The sequence below is a fragment of the Cyclobacterium sp. 10D3-21 genome (assembly GCF_055809755.1).
In genome coordinates this window covers 3,018,145-3,037,372 of sequence record NZ_CM147924.1, presented here as the reverse complement: position 1 = coordinate 3,037,372, position 19,228 = coordinate 3,018,145, and the positions used below count along the sequence as shown (strand labels likewise).

Sequence of the window (19,228 nt, the reverse complement as noted above, 5' to 3'; positions counted from 1 at the left end):
CCCCCAACTTATGTCCATAGAAATAAAGGAACTCCATATTAAAGCGATAGTGCAGGATGGTGAAAAAAAAAACAACCATTCTGTTTCAGCTGGTAACCAATACCAGGTAAATGCCATTGTTGCCGAATGCGTAGAACAGGTTTTAAATATTCTTAAGGAGAAAGAAGAAAGGTAAATGTCCTCAGCGTTAAAAAAACTACAGATTAAAGCCATAGAAAATGGACAGGCGACGACCAATCCTGACCTTATTTATGATGCATTGGTAAATCCGGAAACCTATTCGATCAATCATTTGGTTGAGTACAATCCTGAACCTCCTCCCTCAGGGAATACAGGTAAAGAGCAACAATTTGTAAGAAGCTTACCCCCAACCCTTCAGTTTGATTTTCTATTCGACAGTACTGGGGTAATTCCGAAACCTCTTAGCGGTCTGGCTGGCGCTCTTAGCAATGTCCCCATTGCTGGCGCAATTGCGGGTGCTCTTTCCAATGAAAAGGAATATGATATTTTAGAGGATATAGATAAGTTTAAGCATATCGTTTATGAATATGATGGAGAAAACCATTCTCCTCGAAATGTACAGTTGCTTTGGGGTACGTTGTTGTTTGAAGGAGTACTCACAAGCTTAAATTTTAATTTCAAATTATTCCAACCAGACGGAACCCCAATAAGGGTAGTGGCTACTGCTGCTTTCAATGGCACCATAGAGGACGACCTCAGGATTGCAAAGGAAAAAAGTAGCTCACCTGACCTTACCCATATCCGAAAAGTTAAGGAGGGGGATAAATTGCCTTTAATGGCTTTCCGGATTTATGGAGACTCCTCCTATTACCTTGAAGTAGCCAAAGCAAATAATTTGACCAATTTTAGGGACTTACAGGTTGGGGATGAGATTTTTTTCCCACCATTGGAAAAAACAAAATAATGCCAAACAGCAGAACTTTACCTACCCCGAAAAAATCTAGTCTGGTCACTTTTACCCTCCTCATTGAGGGGGAACCTCTATCAAAAGTTTTTGGGGTTTCTTCAATAACAGTGTATAAGGAGGTTAATAAAATCCCTTCCGCCCATATAATAATCCAGGATGGAAATGCATCAAAGGAAGATTTTGAAGCAAGTAATGAAGCCTTTTTTGCCCCTGGAAAAGAAATAGAAATCCTGGCAGGATATCAATCGGAAGAATCAACCATTTTTAAAGGACTTATTATTAAATTTTCCATAAAAATCAAACGGAGCGGAACTTCCATGTTGATTCTGGAATGTAGGGATGCGGCCGTTAAGTTAACCGTAGGCCCCAAAAATAAATATTTTGTTGATCAAACAGACAGTGATGTTATCGAAGAAATCATTGATAGCTATGGTCTGGAAAATGAGGTAGAGGCTACTTCTGTCCAACATAAAGACCTTGTACAATATTATGCCACAGACTGGGATTTCATGCTAAGCCGAGTGGAGGCAAACGGAAAAGTATGCTTGGTAAATGACGGAACCATTTCCATAAAAGAGCCCTCCATGGAAGGTGAACCACTTTTAGACCTCTTGTACGGGGCTACAATACTTGATTTTGATGCCACCATCGATGCCAGAGACCAGTATCAGGCAGTAAAGGCATTTTCCTGGGATCCCGCAAACCAGGCCATACTTGAGGTAGATGGAACAGATCCAGCCATTTCCGGAAACGGAAACCTTAACCCTGCGGACCTGGCTTCTGTAATCGCTCTGGATCATTTAAATCTCAGCCACACGGGAAGGTTGGCACAGGATGAGCTCCAGGCTTGGGCGGATTCACAATTTTTAAAAACACAACTTGCCAAAACAAGGGGTAGAGTGGGTTTTTACGGTTATGCGGAGATAAAGCCTGGCGATCTTATTTTACTTCAAGGCTTGGGAGAAAGAATGAATGGAAATGTGTATGTGTCTGGGATTCGTCACGAAATAAGTAATGGCACATGGAAAACAGATGCTCAGTTTGGATTGTCTCCTGAATGGTTTACCCAAAAATATGCCATTAATCAAATGCCTGCTTCCGGTTTGTTGCCAGCAGTTCAGGGTTTGCAGATAGGACTGGTCATTCAGCTGCAAGAGGATCCGGATGGTGAGGATAGAATATTGGTAAAGCTTCCTATCATAAGTAATGAAGAAAATGGGATATGGGCCAGGGTGGCCTGCCTTGATGCAGGAAATAACAGGGGTAGTGTTTTTAGACCAGAGATAGGAGATGAAGTTGTGCTGGGGTTTCTTAACAATGATCCCAGAGATCCAATCATTTTGGGAGGTTTAAACAGCAGTAGTATGCCCTCCCCTATTCCAGGAGCGGATGAAAACCATGAAAAAGGATTTGTCTCCAGAAGCGAAATTAAAATCATTTTTAATGATGATAAAAAATCGTTGCTACTGGAAACGCCTGCAGGAAAACAGATTCTATTGGATGAAGATGGGGGAATCCTCAAGCTGGAGGACGAAAATGGTAACCGATTCATAATGAATGAAGATGGAATCACGATAGAAAGCAAAAAAAAGATTATCCTTAAAACAGCAGATGATGTAGAAATTGAGGGTAATAATATAAATAACAAAGCCCAGGCAAGTTTTAAAGCGGATGGGGCCGCCGGTATAGAGTTGACCAGTACTGCTATTGCCAAATTGAAAGGTTCATTGGTCCAAATCAACTAACTTAAAAAAAAGATGTTACCAGCAGCAAGAGTTTCTGATATGCATGTATGTCCGATGGTGACTGGAACCGTTCCGCATGTGGGAGGTCCAATTTTACCACCGGGTTGTGCCACCGTATTGATTGGGGGATTACCAGCAGCATGTGTTGGGGATATGGCTACCTGTACGGGTCCTCCTGATACCATAATCAAAGGATCAACAAGCGTTCAGATCGAGGGGAAATTTGCTGCCAGAATGGGAGATTCAACCGCTCATGGGGGAACGGTTATTTTGGGTTGTTTCACCGTTTTAATTGGTTAAATCAGCTATGGAACCAGAAAATTCATTTTTAGGCAAAGGCTGGGGTTTTCCCCCTTCCTTCGACCCGGTTAACAGGCACGTAGAAATATTTTCCGGAGAGGAAGATATAAAAAGTAGCCTGGAGGTTTTGCTTGCTACTAGAATCGGTGAAAGGGTAATGCAACCCCTATTTGGCTGCAATCTCGATGACTTGGTATTTGAAACCCTGGACACTACTTTAATGACTGAAATTAAAAATAAAGTCGAAACTAGTATTCTTTACTTTGAGCCTAGGATTAACCTCAATCAAATTAAAATAATACCCCAAGTTGAACTGGAAGGGAGAATACTCCTATCCATAGATTATACTGTCCGAGCCACCAACAGTCGCTCCAATTTAGTATTCCCCTTCTATCTCTCAGAAAAATAATATATGAAAGAACTGGATCGGATAATTGAGTTTCTTAGGAGTTCCGATGGTGTAAATCAGTTCCAAAGGGCAATCCCTGCTCAGGATCCTGATTCGATAAGGATTGACGAACGCAAAAAATCAGACCATATCAGTTTCCTAAAAAGGTTGTCGGAACAGATAATATATTTTAACCTTAACAATCAGGAGCAAGGTACCTGGCTTCCGCTTTTTGAAAACCTTGATCAAGTAAGCACTATCATTGTAAAGGCTGCCACCACAGAAAATTTATCGGCTGAGTATTACAATGGAAACAATGGAATTAATTCCAGTTTAATAGCTATCTCAAATGGATTATTGCCTGAGCAGGATGGAGTAAGGATGCTTTCTGGCGACCTCTTATTGGTATGGAAACAGGACAATCCCATCCAAAATGGCGTATATTCGGTGAGCCAGGGAAATGGGTCCAAACCAACTGTTTTACAGCGATTATATAATGCAGACCAAAGAGCGGATTTTGATGGTCAGGTTGTGGAAGTATCTAAGGGAAACCGTCATTCACAAAGGCTATTTATCCAGCAAACCCTCTCACCAGTAATAGGCACTTCCGAGATCATTTATCAAAGAGGTGCAACTTCCAGAAATGATTGGCCCCCACACCAAGCCCTGCTTTTGTCTTTTCTACATGTTTACGGGATATTACAAGAGGATATCAACCTTTTGACAGGAAGACATCTTACCTATTATTATGAAAAAGTCCTGCAAATCCAAAGAAAAAAGGCGATACCTGATCAGGTACATACTGTATTTGGATTAAATAAAAATGCAGCCCCAGTACTGCTTCCAGCAGGTACGCTATTGGATGCAGGAAAAACCTCAGACGGACTTTATAAAAGGCAATATGCATTAAATAGCGAAATAGTTGTCAACCATGCCATTGTCAAGACACTCAAATCAAGCTATACAGATAAAAATTCAAACGGTAAAAAGATTGTCTATAAAGCTGAAGATGCTCAACTTGTCATAGCCAATTCCGGACCAGGATTTCGACCTCTAGGCAAAGCACAATTAGGCCTTTCTGCTGAGGAAAAAAACATGACGGAAGCAAAAATTGGTTTTGCTATTGCATCCCCTAACTTTTTTCTTTCAGAGGGTGAGAGAAAGGTACTTGTCACCCTTAATTTAAAGGACTCGTCCTCAAGCCCACCACCCAAAGCATTTGAAATTTCCATGACGGGATCAGAGGGCTGGATCAATCCATCATTTAGTGTGAAGGAGTATTCTTCATCAAAGTTAAGTTTTGAAGCAATTATCCCCGCATCTTCAGGAGAGGTAATCGCCTATGATGAACAGCTCCATGGCCCTGGCTATGTAACGCGTTTTCCAGTGTTCAGATGTCAGGTATTACCTTATGCTTACCAACTTGAAAACCTGGGTACCTTTAACATAGGAAGCGTTGATATTCTGGTGGAGGCCAATGGGGTAAAGGATTTGGTATTACAAAATGATCAGGTATTACAGGACCCAGAGAAACCTGTGCTCCCTTTTGGTAGCCAGCCACTCATCCAATCCAATTTTTATATTGGCAGTCCTGAGATATTCAATAAGTCCGTTAAAAGTCTATCTCTCAAACTTGAATGGCAGGATCCACCAGAGAATTTTACCGACCATTACAGCGAATACGGTAGCGAAGATATTGAAGGATTTGGCAACAATATATTCACTGCAGACTTGTATCTTTTAGCAGCCAAAAATTGGAAAACACGCCTCCTCTTTGCGCAAAGTCTATTTAACGCCCAAGGGACCCTTCTTCCCCGGGATTTTCAGGTACTATCAACTGTAATGGCGGATAGTTTAATTAATTCAGGATTTAACAGAAATCCTGACATGAATACCTTTACCCAATATGAGGCCGGATTGTCCACCGGTTTTATTAAAATGGTTCTTACAGGCCCTACAAGAGGAGATATGGATTATTTGCCCGCCTATGCCCCTTTTGAAGCTTTCGGCCATAAGTCCTTTTCAAAGGTTTATACGGCACAAGCTATTGCATTGGGCCAATTTAGTCCTCCAGGTAATCCTCCGGAGCTGCCCAATGAACCATACACACCTACATTAAAGTCGGTAAGCTTGAATTATACAGCAGGAGATTCCTTTATTCCCTCCAGCCCTAATGGTGTGGAACAGTTTTTTTCTCTGGATATCTTTGGACCACATGAGCTTAGGGAATATGAAACAGCCCGGATAGTGCCAAAAACACCTGAAAATGGGGCACTTTACATTGGAATCCAGGATGCTACTCCTCCTCAATTGTTTTCTATGCTTTTTCAGATCTCTGATGGCAGTGCTCCAGGTAATACGCTTTTACGTTCCTCAGACCTTATTTGGAGTTATATGGCTAAAGACCAATGGAAAACAATTTCCGCTGGTGACATATTGGAGGATAGCACAAACGGATTGCAAAGATCAGGACTATTACGCTTGAATTTAGGAGCGGATGCTACTTGGGAAAATACTACCATGACCCAAAATTTATATTGGCTCCGTGTACTTGTAAACGAACATGCGGATGGGGCTGGAAATTTCGAAGCCATTCATTTGCAGGCTGCTGCGTCCACCTTGGTTCAGAATGATATTTCAGAGACTTCCTTTATTGACCATCTTAGCAAGCCTTTACCTCCAAACAGCATTGGCAAACTGGTGAAAAAAGTATCTGGAATTAAAAATGTCATTCAAGAATACGGATCTATTCAAGGTTTATCTCCGGAAACAGATGGTGCTTATTTTCAGCGGGTAAGTGAGCGTTTGCGCCATAAAAACAGAACTGTTTCCAGTTGGGATTACGAAAGGAAAATTCTGGATAAATTCCCACAGATATTCAAAGTAAAATGCCTTTCCCATACGGACTCAAACAACCACATAGCACCAGGGAACATCAAAATGGTTATTGTCCCTGACTTTCGTAAGCTTGCGGCAGGGGATCCATTGCAACCCAAATGTAACGCCTCACTTTTAAGAGATATTTCTGATTATATCAGCCAACATTGCTGCTCTCCCTTTGTAAAACCGGTTGCAAGTAACCCAGAATATGAAACTTTGCTAGTGGATTGCAAGGTATCCTTTATGGAGGGATTTGATCCGGGCTTTTATTCGGCAAAATTAAATGAAGAGATCAAGCAATTTTTAAGTGCCTGGGCCTACGATGAAGGAAAGGACATCACATTTGGCGGGAAAATATACCGCAATGAACTTTTGGCATTTGTGGAAGGCCGAAATTATGTGGATTATGTTGTGGATTTCAAAGTATATCATCGGTTTAAAGGTCCTGCTATTGGAGGAATTTCCAAAATGGCAATCAATGAGGATTTTATCGTCGGTCTTACTCCGAAGGCTACCATTGGAGTGACCAATGCCAAAATAGGCAGTGATTTTATTGTGGGCCAGCCAGTGGAGGTAGCAAAAGCATCCCAAGCCGATTCAATTCTGGTGTCCGACAACAACCATAGGATTAACGCCATTCAAACTGAAGATATTTTATGCAGTGGTAATAAAAATATCGCAATAGGTCAAATGATTGTCAAGGTAAACTTTATAGTACAGTGAATTTTATTTCAATTATAAATCATTAAAGGTATGGAACCAAGAAGTAGAACTTATTTAAAGGGCCAATTTGAAGATGGAGATAGTCCTAACGGAGTGGATTTCTCTGATATAATGGATTCATTTATAAATATTATTGATGATGAAATTCAGGTAGATGACGATCAAAACCTGGTTGTAACCGGAGGAGTGACCCTAGGTGAGCCTGTAAATGGACCTACAGGAACACTTCGTTTTAATACCACTTCCGGAGAAATTGAATTATCCGATGGAACCGATTGGAATCCAATTGTCTCTGGAAGTACAGGGGCATTTAGTCCAGTAGGGGATCAGGGAGATGTGGCTTTTGGAGGTGGACAAGTAGGTATAGGTACTTTCGAAACCGCTCCAGAATACCGCCTTGAAGTAAACCTTGGCGCAAATACCGGCACTGCTGAAAGGGTGCGCTTAGGCAATTCTGTGATAAGTAACGGCCAGGGAGCTTCAGCCGCTTATGCACAGTTTAGTAACCAAACCCAAAGTGATGGGAACGATAATTTTGCTTTAAGGCAAGGCCAGGCAGGCGATGTTAACCTCAATGCCCCTGTTAACCAACCCATCAGCATTTCTCACGGACGTACCCAGTCGCGAATCTTTATTATGGGGGATGGAAGAACCATTATTGGAAATAATGGGCCTGTTCAGGCAGCATCCGAACTTTTTCAGGTGAATGGAACTGCAGGAAAAACTACAGGAGGTACTACATGGGCAGTAATTTCGGATAAACGACTTAAACAGGATATAAAACCTTTTGAGGACGGACTTAAAAAATTAATGGATGTTCGCCCGGTACAGTTTCGGTACAATGGCCTAAGCAACACCGATCCCAATGAGGAAGAAGTGGGAATTATTGCACAAGAAATTGAAAAGGTATTTCCCTATATGATTTCCAAAAGGAATAAAGCCGGTGAAGTGAAAGAATTGCCAAAAAATCTACTTTCATTTAATGGCAATGCCTTGACCTATGTCATGGTAAATTCGATCAAAGAATTGGCCAGCCGAGTGGAGACCTTGGAAAAAGAAGTAGCAACCCTTAAAAAATCTTCAAGCAAAAAGCAATAAAGACTCGAAAATCAGTATAAAATGGATGAATCAAAACGCATACCAACTTCTAAACCTTTATACAAAAGCCAGGATTATGATTTTCTAAGGGAGGAAGGTTTAAAGATCATCCGTGAGCTTGCAGGCGCAACCTGGACAGACCACAATATTCATGATCCGGGAATAACCTTACTGGAAGCATACTGCTATTCCCTGACAGAAGTGGGATTACGTACCGGCATGGATATGACGGACCTGCTCACCAGCGGGGAACAGTTTGCCGGACAGGAGTTTTTTACTGCATCACAGGTTTTGCCAGTGGCTCCAGTTTCATCTATTGATTTTAAGAAAATATTCCTAGACCATCCATTGGTAAGTAATGCCTGGGTAAGTAAACTTCCCAACATCCCCAGTGGCCAACTGAGTATTTTACTTGAATTTGCCGATGACACTTTAAATTCCAATGTGTTTTCCTTGTTGGTTTCCCCACCTGGCCTTGGGGCCGATTTCCGGGTAGACCTCGCATTTCCCTATTGGGATGAAGTGGATGTACAGCCATTTCAAGAAGACGTGGAGATATTAAGTGCCGCTTTCAGCAATCCCTGGCAGCCATTAAAAGGAGAAAATTCCCAATTTGCCAGCATAACCCTTGATTATCAACCGATAACAGGACCAGTGGCAAGCATGGAATTATGGATAATTTTGCAAGTAACTTCTCCACTAAACAATACCCTTGTTGAATTGCCTCAAATCTTACAGGAAATTGAAAATTTATTGTTTACACTTCCTAACGAAAATGTTTTTAAAGCCTATAATAACCGGATTATAGAAGCCAATACGGCCATGAGGTCCGTTCAAAGGTACGCCAGGGATTACAGAAATCTTTGTGAAGATTTTTCTGAATTCAAAGCCGTCCGTTTGCAGGAAATCGCATTTTCAGCCATATTGGAAATAGGCTCAGGAGTTGATGTAGAAACCTTGTTAGCCAACATCTTTTTTGCAGTTGACCAGCATCTTTCACCACCGATAATTTTAAAAAGTCTGAATGACCTTCAGGGGGAAGACAATGATTCGGCTTCAATTTATGAAGGCCCCATTATGGCAGAGGGTTTTTTAAAAACCCAGGAAGTTCTTTCCAATCAACCTCAAACCAAAATATATACCTCAGATATCCTTAGACTGATTTTTCAACAAAGGAATTCCGAGCATACAGATGTAAATAAACGAGAAAAAATTTCCTCACGTAGAATTATTGCCCTGAGGAGTCTGACCCTTTCCAACTGGTTGGATAACCATGCCATTACCAAAGGAGCTAAGGATTGCCTACAACTCGTGGACAGCACCCGTCATGTCCCTCGGTTAAGTCCTGCAAAATGCCAGATTGTTATCATTAGAAATGACGTAAAGGTAGTGTACGATTTTTCAAGGGCTATTGAAAAATACCGGATTTTAAAAGAGGAATACTTGAATACCCTGGTCCCTGGTTTTGAAGATTTACCCATTCCAAAGGGAAATACCTTGCCGATAAAGGACTATTATCCTTTACAAAATGAGCTGCCCGTGGTTTATGGGGTGGGAAAGTATGGCTTATCTGCAAATGCGTTGCCTGCACGTAAAGCCAAAGCCAAACAACTAAAAGGATACTTGTTTTTTTATGAACAACTCATTGCTGGGCAATTGACTCAGTTGTCTCAATTGAACGCTCTCTTCTCCGCTGATCCGAATTTGGATACAACGGTCTTTCATCAAACTCTATATCACCTTCCCATGGTTTCAGAACTTTTTGGATTCGAAAACCAATCTTCTGAATGGGAAGACTTTCAGGCAGAGGAAGGTAACCCTTACAGGGAAGCCTTAAGGGCCGGAGAGCAAAGAGAGCAATTTCTAGACAGGCGAAACCGTTTTTTGGATCATTTATTAGCCAGGCTAGGAGAAGACATGCAAGAATACGCTGAAATGGTTTTCCAGGAAGTGATGGAGGTTACCGATTCGGCAGAAATGGAGCTAAACAACCTGTTGGAATTACAGCAGGAGCATTATTTATATGCATTGGAAAGGTTGTTAAAAGATAAATCTGCTTTTTATTACGATTTACCACTTTTAAACCGAGACAGATTTCAAGCATATGGAAGTCTCCTTTGGCGTTTAAGTACGGCAATTGAGCTTAATGAAACTCCCTTGGGTTTTCATTGGCAAATAATGAATTCAGAACAAGTGCCGGTTTTGGAAAGTCTCCAGGTATATCCTCCACGAATGGAGGCAGAAAGGACTGCGGCAGTTTCATTGCGACTGGCGACTTCTGAAATAAATTATGAAGTTGCTACTGCTGATGGCATTAATTTCCTATTGTTACGCCCAGCCCCTGGGGGTGATGCCCTTGCAAGAAGTACGCAATCCTTCAATTCAGAGGCTGAGGCGGAGACTGAAAGGGATTTGATCATTCAGTCTTTGTTGAGGCAATGGGTAGAGTTTGCCCTTATTCCACTTGAACGCAGACTTTATCATTTTTTAGGAATAAGGGTAATGCAAAGAAGGGTACTTACAGTTCCCTTAGATGAATATTTCGAAATATATGATGAAATAGACGCTGATCTACTTATCGAAAAACGTTTTCGACTTAGAGAATTGCCAGGTGCATCGGGAGAAATCCTCCTTGAAAGTATAGGCAACTACCTGGGGCCTGATGATGAAACCGCCACGGAGAATGCTTTGGTGGCCATCGAAACAATTAACGGAATTGGAAAAAACCATAACAATTACAGTATTGTCGAAAATGCCCCCAACCAATATCAGGTTGCCCTTGGAACAGGAGCTGGAAATCTCCTTGCCAGGTCAGCTTCGGTCTTCCCGGACCAAGAGACAGCCCTGGAAGAAATGAATAGAATTAGGGATCACCTTTACCAACATTATAGTAGGGAAGGTTTTTATATGATCGAACATTTTCTACTTGCTCCTCAAGACACAACCTCTCTGGGGTTGATAGATCAGGAAACCACAGTAGAACCCTATTCATTCCAGATTAGCTTTATATTTCCCTCCGGATATAGTCGAGATTTCAACGACACCGAGGCTGAACCAGAAACAGCTCAACCTGACCGTTTCCGCGGAGAGGAGTTTAGGCGATATGCTGAAAAAACGATCCGAAAGACTTGTCCTGCACATATTTTAGCCAGAATCTTATGGGTGGATACTGCAAGAAGAGGATCAGCAATTCCGGGGGATGCTCCTTGTTTTGATTTATTTGAACAAAGGTACAGGTCCTGGCTCGAGGCATATCTCAGGGATACTTCTGAAGCTTCAGAAATGGAGGTTTTGCGCAGTGAGCTAGTTGCCTGTTTAAATGCAATTTATCTGGATTTTCTTACATAATAGTTGAAATGACAAAAGGGTCTTTAAACATCATCCATAAGCAGGTACTTGAAATAATTACAGATAATGTAAAGGATGCCCAGGAAATTGAGCGCCGATATATGGAATTAATCAAACAAATAAATACCCCCTCTTTTGAAAACTGTTTTGAGGACCTCCTACCTCCTAATCAACACCTTCTGATAGAAAGAATGGAAATTGATTTGGGGAAATTCAATAAAAACAACCTTTTCAATGAATTGGGCACCCATTTAAACCATGCACTTAGGGAAGCACTTAAAAAGAACATCTCTCATAAGACATCCATTACTTCAGAAAAAGAAAAAAATGGACAAACCTCAAATTCCAATGGTTCCCATGAATCCCTTATTGGAGCGGAGATAGGTAAAACTCCAGAAACGATTTCACTGTTTAAGGGACCTTTTGAAATTTTTACTTTCTTTCTTGAAAAAGGTCGGTTGCCAAACTGGGTACCATTAGATTTTAAGTTTGAAGAAGATTGGTTGGAAGGCTTGGATAGCCAGCAACTTGTACAATTGAGAAAGCTGATTGAAAGATCAGAACAGGCCCTCTTAAGATTGTCAAGCCATTTTTCGGTTCCTTTTATTTTGAAGCTCCTGGATCAGTTTACACCAGTAAAATCAAATTTTGATAACTGGAAATGGATTGACACTTATTTATTAACGTCAGCACTGGATAAAGCACTTTTTAAAAGAATCTACTGGTCTTATGTACTCTCTTGGTGTTTTGTGAATGTTGAGGAAAATCCAGCTTCCACAAATAGTAAAGAGAATGAAATTCTTTTTAAAACTTTAAAAAAGCTTCCGGAAAACTTATTGGTTTCAATGAAGCTTTTATTAATGAAACAAAGCATCCCTGAAACGCTTCAAAGGAACCTGGGGAATAGTTTAAATAAAATTATTTCAGATTTTAAATCTGATAAGGGAAACAAAGAAAAGGAAAAATCAAGACTAAAATCCCTGTCCCCATTCGAGGGCCAAATTGATTCCCAAAATACATCAACATCCCCGGGCGAAAAAGCACTTCAAACTCCTGCAGCTGAGGTGGGCAAAATGAAAGAAATGGCCAGAGCCATTCAGGAAGAAATATCGTCGGATCTGGAACCCATTTGGGTAAATAATGCAGGTTTGGCGATTTTATCTCCATTTATCAACGAACTTTTTAAGTCCTGTGATTTTTTGGACAAAGGACTTTTTAAGTCCGTGGAAATGAGTGCCAGGGCGGTCAATGTTTTGGTGTATTTGGCCCATGGTATAGAGGAGGTACCTGAATACCAGAAACTTCTTCCAAAATTGTTATGTGGCATATTATGGGAAACAGTACTGCCCGAAATTTCACCTATTTCTGATCTGGAAAGGTCCAATGCTGAGGAATTACTTAAAGCAGTGGTCAATCACTGGAAAGCTTTGGGTAACAGTTCCCCTGAGGCCGTGCAGGAAGCTTTTATTCGCCGGCCTGGTAAATTAATTCCCGGGAATCCCGCATTAATTTTAGAAGTAGAACAAAAAACACAGGACATCCTATTAAAGAAATTACCATGGGGATTTTCCATGATAAAACTACAATGGATGCCTAATATTTTACAAGTTAAATGGATATAAAAAATTATTGACCATGAAAAATACAAAGGTTTTATCTGGATTATCATTAAAAAGTATAGCCTTTTTGGTGATTGGGTTAATTTATTTTAGTGGATTAAAAGCTGCTCCGGAAGATGTTGATGTTACGGGACCAAATCCGAATTCTGATTATGAATTTAATTTAGGAATGGAAGAAATCCCTGCCGGAACTGAATTTGGGGTGGTAAACGCTATTGGAAATGTGTTTTGGGAATTTGCCTCTATTCCAGGTGGTGCCACAGGAGTAACAAGCACTTCATTTACCAGATATGGCATCACAGTAACAATTCCGGATACTTCTGGAGGAGCAGTAGCCAATTCCTCAACTGCTACCATTGAAGGGACACCTACTGAAGCGGGTACATTCACGTTTACGGTGACAGTTTCAGATGAAACAGATCCAGGTGCACGTACCAGAAACCGACCATATACCCTGATCATAAGTCCGGGAATGGATATCGTACTGGTAATGGATCGCTCGGGAAGTATGGGCATTAATACCAGTGCAGGAATAACACGCTGGCAGGCACTCAAGGATGCAGCCGCAAATTTTATGCTTGTTTTAAATAATCTGGGTAGAACCGGTGATAATATTGGTCTTACCTATTTTCATGGTGCTGTTACCCAACCTTCAGCAGGAAATTTCCCTTCCTCCCTTATTCCAATTGACAATGTAAATACAGCAAATACCGTTAATTCCGAATTAAATTCCCAGTCTCCAGGAGGAAGTACAGCGATGGGAGCAGGTATGAAAGATGGACAAGGTAAAATAACGGATAGTTCACGGGCCCGGTTTTTGGTTTTGTTTACAGATGGAGATCAAAATGTGAATCCTGAAGTTAACTTAAATGGTCAGGGTTATTCTGACGGAACATCACTTAACCCTTCCTACCCTGCAGGCCCGGGAAGCATAAAAGTCTTTACTATTGGGATTGACGGCCCAAACGGGCCTGACCTGAATGTACTACAAAATCTTGCAGATACAAATCGAGGGAATTATGTGGGAACAGAGGATGGAACATTGGATATAGCATTCGAAAATCAGCTTGCCAATGCAATGAATTCACTCAGCCCACAGCTTTTAGTCCGATCAACCACTAATTTGAATAGAACTGAGGCCTCAACTACCCTACAATCCTTTCCTTTGAACAAAAAGGTATCTCGCTTATTGGTCAAAATTAAGGCAAACCGAAAATTTGAAGTCCCCCAATTAGTCCAATTTGCCTCAGCAATTACGCTTGAAAAGGATGGGGTACCTATAACATCAGGAGTGAATCCCTCCTGGGTTGGTAATTATTCCAACACCATTTTATTGACCATTCCATTTAATATCCCTATCATTGGTGGCGCTCCTGTCACTTCACCGGAAGGCAACTGGACAGTTAAAATAGGGGCTACAGGTGAATTAAATATCAGTGAAGTGAAAGTTACCTCCATCGCTGATGACCACAGGTTGGATTATACTTATTCCTATGGAGCCTCTTCTCCAATGGTAAATACTGTATTGAACCCTTCCGTGACAGTTAACTGGCTGGGAGAACCAATAACTGATGCGGATGTTCAGGCAATTATTTTACGGCCGGGTGAAGACTTGGGAGATTATCTAGCTAATAACCCTTTGACTGTTAATGTTTCAAACGATCCGGATGCACCATCTCCGGGAGTTCAGAAATACAATCAGCTTATAAGAGATGATCCAAATTTTAAAAATAGTCTGGCCTATAATGAAAACGTAATTACCTTAAACCATACTTCAGATGGTAGGTATGAAAACACTTTTGATGGTCTTACCGTTGCCGGTAATTATCAGATAGTCTACCGAATCTCTGGTGACAGTCCGGAAACAGGCAATTTCCAAAGATTTGCCACTGAAAGTTTTTTTACCAGTTTCAACGGAATTGACCTTGATGCCTCTAATCTTTCTACCGAACCAATTAAAAATTCTTTAGTGATAAACATGAAACCGGTTTCTACAACCGGGAAATTAATTGGCCCTGCATATGGAAAAGGTTTTACTATTGACAATTCCAATGTGAAAATAGATAAGATTGAAGATCATCAGGATGGTAGCTATACCCTTACTTTTTCCGGAAACATCGATGAACATGTGTCTTTGACATTAACTGGTCAGGAAATATATACTGGAAATCTTTCAAAAATAGGTGAATCCGATTCTATTATTGACCACATTCAGGATTGGCTAGTTTCAATAGGATTGCCAGACTGGATAATTTGGCTGATTCTTTTAGTGGTAGCACTGTTATTATCCATTCTTGGGCTGTCAAGAAAAAAACATTAAGCCCATTTTAAAAAGCCGTCATATTAGAATGATCTCCACTCAACAAAATGTGTGATCTCGGGAAAAGCCTTGAGATCCACATTTTATTTATTCTAATAAAGCAATTCTCCAAATGTTGGCCAAACCGCCAAAAGCAGTTGCAGTATTTTGAAATAAATGGAGAGACAGCAGTTTTATTTTTTTTGTAGTATTAAGTTTTTTTTGAAAGGGAAAAAACTTTTGAACGGTTGACAGTATTTGGAGTAAACTAACATGAGGTGAGGACATTAACTTCAGGAAAATTTAGCAAATTAAAAGCGCCAAAATCGAAGCATTCGTTTTTCGCTAAAAAAGAACCCTCAAACCGTTTGTTCTTTCAGCCAAAACTCACAATAGGACCTGTTGATGATGTATATGAAAGGGAAGCAGATGCGGTATCAGACTGGGTGATGAAAGAGGGAAACTCCAAAGAAAAAAAGACACCTCATAAGCAGTCCCAAACCATCGTGCAGCCTAGTTGTTCAGAATGTCAGGATGAGGAAAAAAAGCTGCAAAGGAAAAAAATCAATGGAGGGATTTCGGAAGGGAATGCGCTACACTTAGTGAACCAAAGCATTCAGTCTCAAGGCCGTTCCATGGACGAAGGTGCGAGATCATTTATGGAAAGTAAAATTGGTTATGATTTTTCAAAGGTAAATATTCACACTGGTCCTGATGCAGCTAAGTCTGCCCAATCCATAAATGCCCTTGCGTATACCAGCGGAAATAATATTGTGTTTAATGAAGGCCAGTATTCCCCCAGAACTGATAAGAGTAAGAAATTATTGGCTCATGAGTTGACCCATGTAGTGCAGCAAACAAAATCACCTCAGAACATAGGGCTGATCCAAAGAACATGTGATATTGATTTTTCAGGCTATTCCGATCCTGAATGTGAAGGGACCATTCATGTTGGTGCCACCACAATCAGTAGTCCTATAATCGGATACTACCATTTGTTTGTTCTTTATACGGATAGTTCCGGCGCTCAGTACTATTTTCGGGGTGGACCCGGTGGAAGCGAATCTGGGTATGGAAACATTATTACTGCATGCGCTCCTTATGTTGAAGGAGAAATAGAATATAATCCAAGAAACCTTTTGGAGGAGGTTTATCAGGGAATGGATGCTTGTGATAAGCTAAATATAATGCAGAACAAATTAAATGAAATAGAAGGTTGGAATGTGCCTTATGTGCCAGCAGGACCCAATAGTAATTCTGTTATAGCTACCTTGCTAAAAGCTTCAAGCCTGCCCCAAAGGAAACCGGCAGTTCCTACTCCCGGGTTTGAAATGGAAGTCACACCTTTAGGTGGTGAAGAAATCAGTCCGGAAAGACCCACTTTATTTCTACTTAGTTTTGGTGGTGGAAATGGTTTCTTGTTAAATGCTGAAGTTCAACAACGCCTGCATACTTTCTCTCCGCAAGTGGGTGATGGCATTCCAATACCTATTCCTTTGCAGCTGAATGCAGGTTTTTACACTTTACCAGTTCAAGGGCGTTTTGGAGGGAGTCTCGGTTTAAGTACAGATATTTCTATTTTCAATTTACCGCTTCGTTCCTTCAGTCCACTGGGTATAACTTTTGGTGGAGGTTTTACTGCCGGAGGAATCCGATCTGAAGATGAGCCTGGAGCATCGCATGTTGATCCTGAATTTGGAGGATATGCAAGAGCAGGAATTTATACAGACTTTGAAAGATTGAGAATATCTCCTCAGTATCAGTTCAATGCATTTCGAAATACCGGAATTGATTCAACAACTACCTTACATACGCTTATCTTGCAATTGGGGTATACGTTTTAGTGGTTTTATAAATTGGGAAAAATCATTCATCTTGATTCCAATTATGCATGAAGTGATTTTTTTCCTGAGTACCGATTTGAGCAATTCAATTATTCAGGAGATAATTAACGTAAAATTTGGATAAAGAATAAAGGTGGTCAACAATTTGAAAACTTATCTTTTCCTCTGAATGAAGATTAAATAAAAGGTTGACGTACCTTTGATATTGCCTGCAGCATGACAAAAAGCATTCAGAAAATAAATACACCCAATGTTTCAAAAATGGGTCTTCCTTTCTTCTCCCCGAAGGAACGATCAGGGTCGCTGTTTTTCCAGCCCAAACTTTCCATCGGTCCTGTAGACGATATTTATGAACGTGAGGCAGATGCCATGTCAGATAAAGTCATGCGAATGGAGAATAAAAGTGAAATGCAGCAACCGTTTTTCAGTTCAGTCCCTTCAAATTTACAGCGGAAGTGTGCTCATTGTGAGGAGGAAGAAAAGAATCTGCAACGAAAAGAAATAAATGACAAGGAGACAAATAGCAATTTTGAACTGGACAGTTACGTCGGACACATAAATAGTGGAGGACAGATTTTACCCAATGAGGTTCGTGATTTTTATGAGCCAAAATTTGGCTATGATTTTAGCCAGGTAAAAGTGCATACAGATAGTGTTGCGGCCAAATCCGCCCAATCCATTAATGCATTGGCTTATACTTCTGGTAATAATATTGTCTTTAATAAGGGACAGTATTCACCAGATACAGATCGTGGAAAGAGATTACTGGGACATGAATTGACTCATGTTGTACAGCAGCAGGGTACGGCAGGTTTAAATCAGGTCCAAGCTCAAGTAGAGGATGAAGGGGTATCAGATCTTCCTAATTATTCAACATCTATTTTAGATCGAATAATAATCAATTTCGATCGATCAATAGAACAGGTTGATAGTGAATCTATTGATCAATTAATTAAAGCGAAAGAGTCCTTGCTTAATCTCATGAATAACGGCAGTGCTGAACAGAAAAGTATCATAATTGATCAGATCATTGCCATGAGTCAGGATATAGACCTATCCAACCCCCAAAATCCAAACTCTTTGTTAGAGAATGGCAACTCCATTCAAAAGGAAGGGACAATTCAAAGGATGGCTCAGGCGGCGGCTATACCTTTAGTTGGCGCCGGGCCGATAGGGTGGGCTGCTTTAGCTGTAATCGGGGTTGGAATTGTTATTTATGCGGCATCGCAGTCTAGACCTTGTCCGCCATGCCCTGCTGCACCATCACCGGAAGTCGATCGTGTTCCGCCTTCAAGACCACACTTCCCTTGCCCTAGTGACCATTGGCATTATTATGAATACAATCAAAATCCAGTGACATGCCATTGCTATGGTCCCAGAAGGTTGTTCGGAGGCTGTTGTGGATTAGGGATGCCTGGTGCTCCGTGTTAATATTAAACTACATTTATGAATAGTGAAGAAAAAATATTGGGTTTTGATGTACGAAGGAATATCAGCCCTTATTTCAACTGGGATGAGGATAGAAAGGATACCTACTTGATCAAAAAAGATATAGAAATGCCATTGTCGGTTGACCATAATGTTTGGGAGAAACAGATAGGAATGGTAAAAAAAACAGAAAATTTGGACATCAATTTTCTTGGTTTTTACAGTGATCTTATTTCCCTGAAAAAAAAAATAAAGAAAACGAGTGTTCCTAAAAACACAGTAGTTTCAATAGCATTGTGTATAGATTCTGAAAAGAAACACGAAATAAATACGATCTTTATGATTCCTCAATCCAAACCTAATTCTAAACAACCAAACTGGAAGTTTTTGGGTTTTGACGTTGCGGACTCGGGATTGGTCAGCGCATTGACGAATTATGGGCATAGTCAAAGGGCAAAAAATATTGAATTCATTAACCACCTCAATCAGTACCATCTCTTTGAAGATTATGCCATTGCCCGGTTGTATGCAGAAACTGCCGAAATTGAATCTGTGGAAAAAAGCCGGTTTTATGTGTTTAAATTATACCAGGTAAGTTGAAACTGCCCGATATTCCAATCTGGGTTGC

13 protein-coding genes are annotated in these 19,228 nt (G+C 40.6%); all 13 read left to right on the top strand.

Translation table 11 applies throughout. The features are described from left to right. Positions 1 to 10: 10 nt before the first annotated feature. The 13 genes from AC0L7T_RS12225 (at position 11) to AC0L7T_RS12165 (ending at position 19,200) form a co-directional block, all read left to right on the top strand. On the top strand, positions 11 to 175 hold the full coding sequence (locus AC0L7T_RS12225; RefSeq protein WP_473342920.1) for a DUF5908 family protein: 165 nt from the start codon (positions 11 to 13) through the stop codon (positions 173 to 175). Further along, positions 176 to 925 carry a CIS tube protein gene (locus AC0L7T_RS12220; protein ID WP_473342919.1) on the top strand — a complete coding sequence of 250 codons (750 nt, stop codon included), beginning with the start codon at positions 176 to 178 and terminating at the stop codon, positions 923 to 925. Then, a complete protein-coding gene (vgrG, locus tag AC0L7T_RS12215) occupies positions 925 to 2,673 on the top strand; it encodes a type VI secretion system tip protein VgrG (protein ID WP_473342918.1) in 1,749 nt (582 codons plus the stop codon). Before AC0L7T_RS12220 ends, vgrG begins: the two co-directional genes overlap by 1 nt. Before the next feature lie 12 nt (positions 2,674 to 2,685). Beyond that, positions 2,686 to 2,973 (top strand): PAAR domain-containing protein, encoded by a 288-nt coding sequence (locus AC0L7T_RS12210; protein WP_473342917.1) that lies wholly within the window; start codon positions 2,686 to 2,688, stop codon positions 2,971 to 2,973. Between the two features lie 7 nt (positions 2,974 to 2,980). Next, entirely contained in the window at positions 2,981 to 3,382 is a 402-nt protein-coding gene (locus tag AC0L7T_RS12205) for a GPW/gp25 family protein (RefSeq protein WP_473342916.1), read from the top strand. A 3-nt stretch (positions 3,383 to 3,385) separates the two neighbouring features. Beyond that, complete coding sequence (locus AC0L7T_RS12200) at positions 3,386 to 6,964, top strand: hypothetical protein (protein WP_473342915.1); 3,579 nt, start codon at positions 3,386 to 3,388, stop codon at positions 6,962 to 6,964. A gap of 30 nt (positions 6,965 to 6,994) precedes the next feature. Beyond that, on the top strand, positions 6,995 to 8,062 hold the full coding sequence (locus tag AC0L7T_RS12195; RefSeq protein ID WP_473342914.1) for a tail fiber domain-containing protein: 1,068 nt from the start codon (positions 6,995 to 6,997) through the stop codon (positions 8,060 to 8,062). Between the two features lie 21 nt (positions 8,063 to 8,083). Next, positions 8,084 to 11,410: a hypothetical protein gene (locus AC0L7T_RS12190; RefSeq protein ID WP_473342913.1), complete on the top strand. Its 3,327-nt coding sequence runs from the start codon at positions 8,084 to 8,086 to the stop codon at positions 11,408 to 11,410. An 8-nt stretch (positions 11,411 to 11,418) separates the two neighbouring features. Next, positions 11,419 to 13,032: a contractile injection system tape measure protein gene (locus tag AC0L7T_RS12185; protein WP_473342912.1), complete on the top strand. Its 1,614-nt coding sequence runs from the start codon at positions 11,419 to 11,421 to the stop codon at positions 13,030 to 13,032. Between the two features lie 13 nt (positions 13,033 to 13,045). Further along, the gene (locus tag AC0L7T_RS12180; RefSeq protein WP_473342911.1) at positions 13,046 to 15,349 is read left to right on the top strand and encodes a vWA domain-containing protein; all 2,304 of its coding nucleotides are present in this window, start codon (positions 13,046 to 13,048) and stop codon (positions 15,347 to 15,349) included. 257 nt (positions 15,350 to 15,606) lie between these two features. Further along, positions 15,607 to 17,172 (top strand): eCIS core domain-containing protein, encoded by a 1,566-nt coding sequence (locus AC0L7T_RS12175; protein ID WP_473342910.1) that lies wholly within the window; start codon positions 15,607 to 15,609, stop codon positions 17,170 to 17,172. Between the two features lie 216 nt (positions 17,173 to 17,388). Then, positions 17,389 to 18,603: an eCIS core domain-containing protein gene (locus AC0L7T_RS12170; protein ID WP_473342909.1), complete on the top strand. Its 1,215-nt coding sequence runs from the start codon at positions 17,389 to 17,391 to the stop codon at positions 18,601 to 18,603. A 15-nt stretch (positions 18,604 to 18,618) separates the two neighbouring features. Beyond that, positions 18,619 to 19,200: a hypothetical protein gene (locus AC0L7T_RS12165; protein WP_473342908.1), complete on the top strand. Its 582-nt coding sequence runs from the start codon at positions 18,619 to 18,621 to the stop codon at positions 19,198 to 19,200. Positions 19,201 to 19,228: the final 28 nt, after the last annotated feature.

Excerpts from the sequence above, each read along its gene's own strand:
- AC0L7T_RS12225 (WP_473342920.1), top strand. The coding sequence starts at position 11 with ATGTCCATAGAAATAAAGGAACTCCATATTAAAGCGATAGTGCAGGAT.
- AC0L7T_RS12220 (WP_473342919.1), top strand. The coding sequence starts at position 176 with ATGTCCTCAGCGTTAAAAAAACTACAGATTAAAGCCATAGAAAATGGA.
- vgrG (WP_473342918.1), top strand. The coding sequence starts at position 925 with ATGCCAAACAGCAGAACTTTACCTACCCCGAAAAAATCTAGTCTGGTC.
- AC0L7T_RS12210 (WP_473342917.1), top strand. The coding sequence starts at position 2,686 with ATGTTACCAGCAGCAAGAGTTTCTGATATGCATGTATGTCCGATGGTG.
- AC0L7T_RS12205 (WP_473342916.1), top strand. The coding sequence starts at position 2,981 with ATGGAACCAGAAAATTCATTTTTAGGCAAAGGCTGGGGTTTTCCCCCT.
- AC0L7T_RS12200 (WP_473342915.1), top strand. The coding sequence starts at position 3,386 with ATGAAAGAACTGGATCGGATAATTGAGTTTCTTAGGAGTTCCGATGGT.
- AC0L7T_RS12195 (WP_473342914.1), top strand. The coding sequence starts at position 6,995 with ATGGAACCAAGAAGTAGAACTTATTTAAAGGGCCAATTTGAAGATGGA.
- AC0L7T_RS12190 (WP_473342913.1), top strand. The coding sequence starts at position 8,084 with ATGGATGAATCAAAACGCATACCAACTTCTAAACCTTTATACAAAAGC.
- AC0L7T_RS12185 (WP_473342912.1), top strand. The coding sequence starts at position 11,419 with ATGACAAAAGGGTCTTTAAACATCATCCATAAGCAGGTACTTGAAATA.
- AC0L7T_RS12180 (WP_473342911.1), top strand. The coding sequence starts at position 13,046 with ATGAAAAATACAAAGGTTTTATCTGGATTATCATTAAAAAGTATAGCC.
- AC0L7T_RS12170 (WP_473342909.1), top strand. The coding sequence starts at position 17,389 with ATGACAAAAAGCATTCAGAAAATAAATACACCCAATGTTTCAAAAATG.
- AC0L7T_RS12165 (WP_473342908.1), top strand. The coding sequence starts at position 18,619 with ATGAATAGTGAAGAAAAAATATTGGGTTTTGATGTACGAAGGAATATC.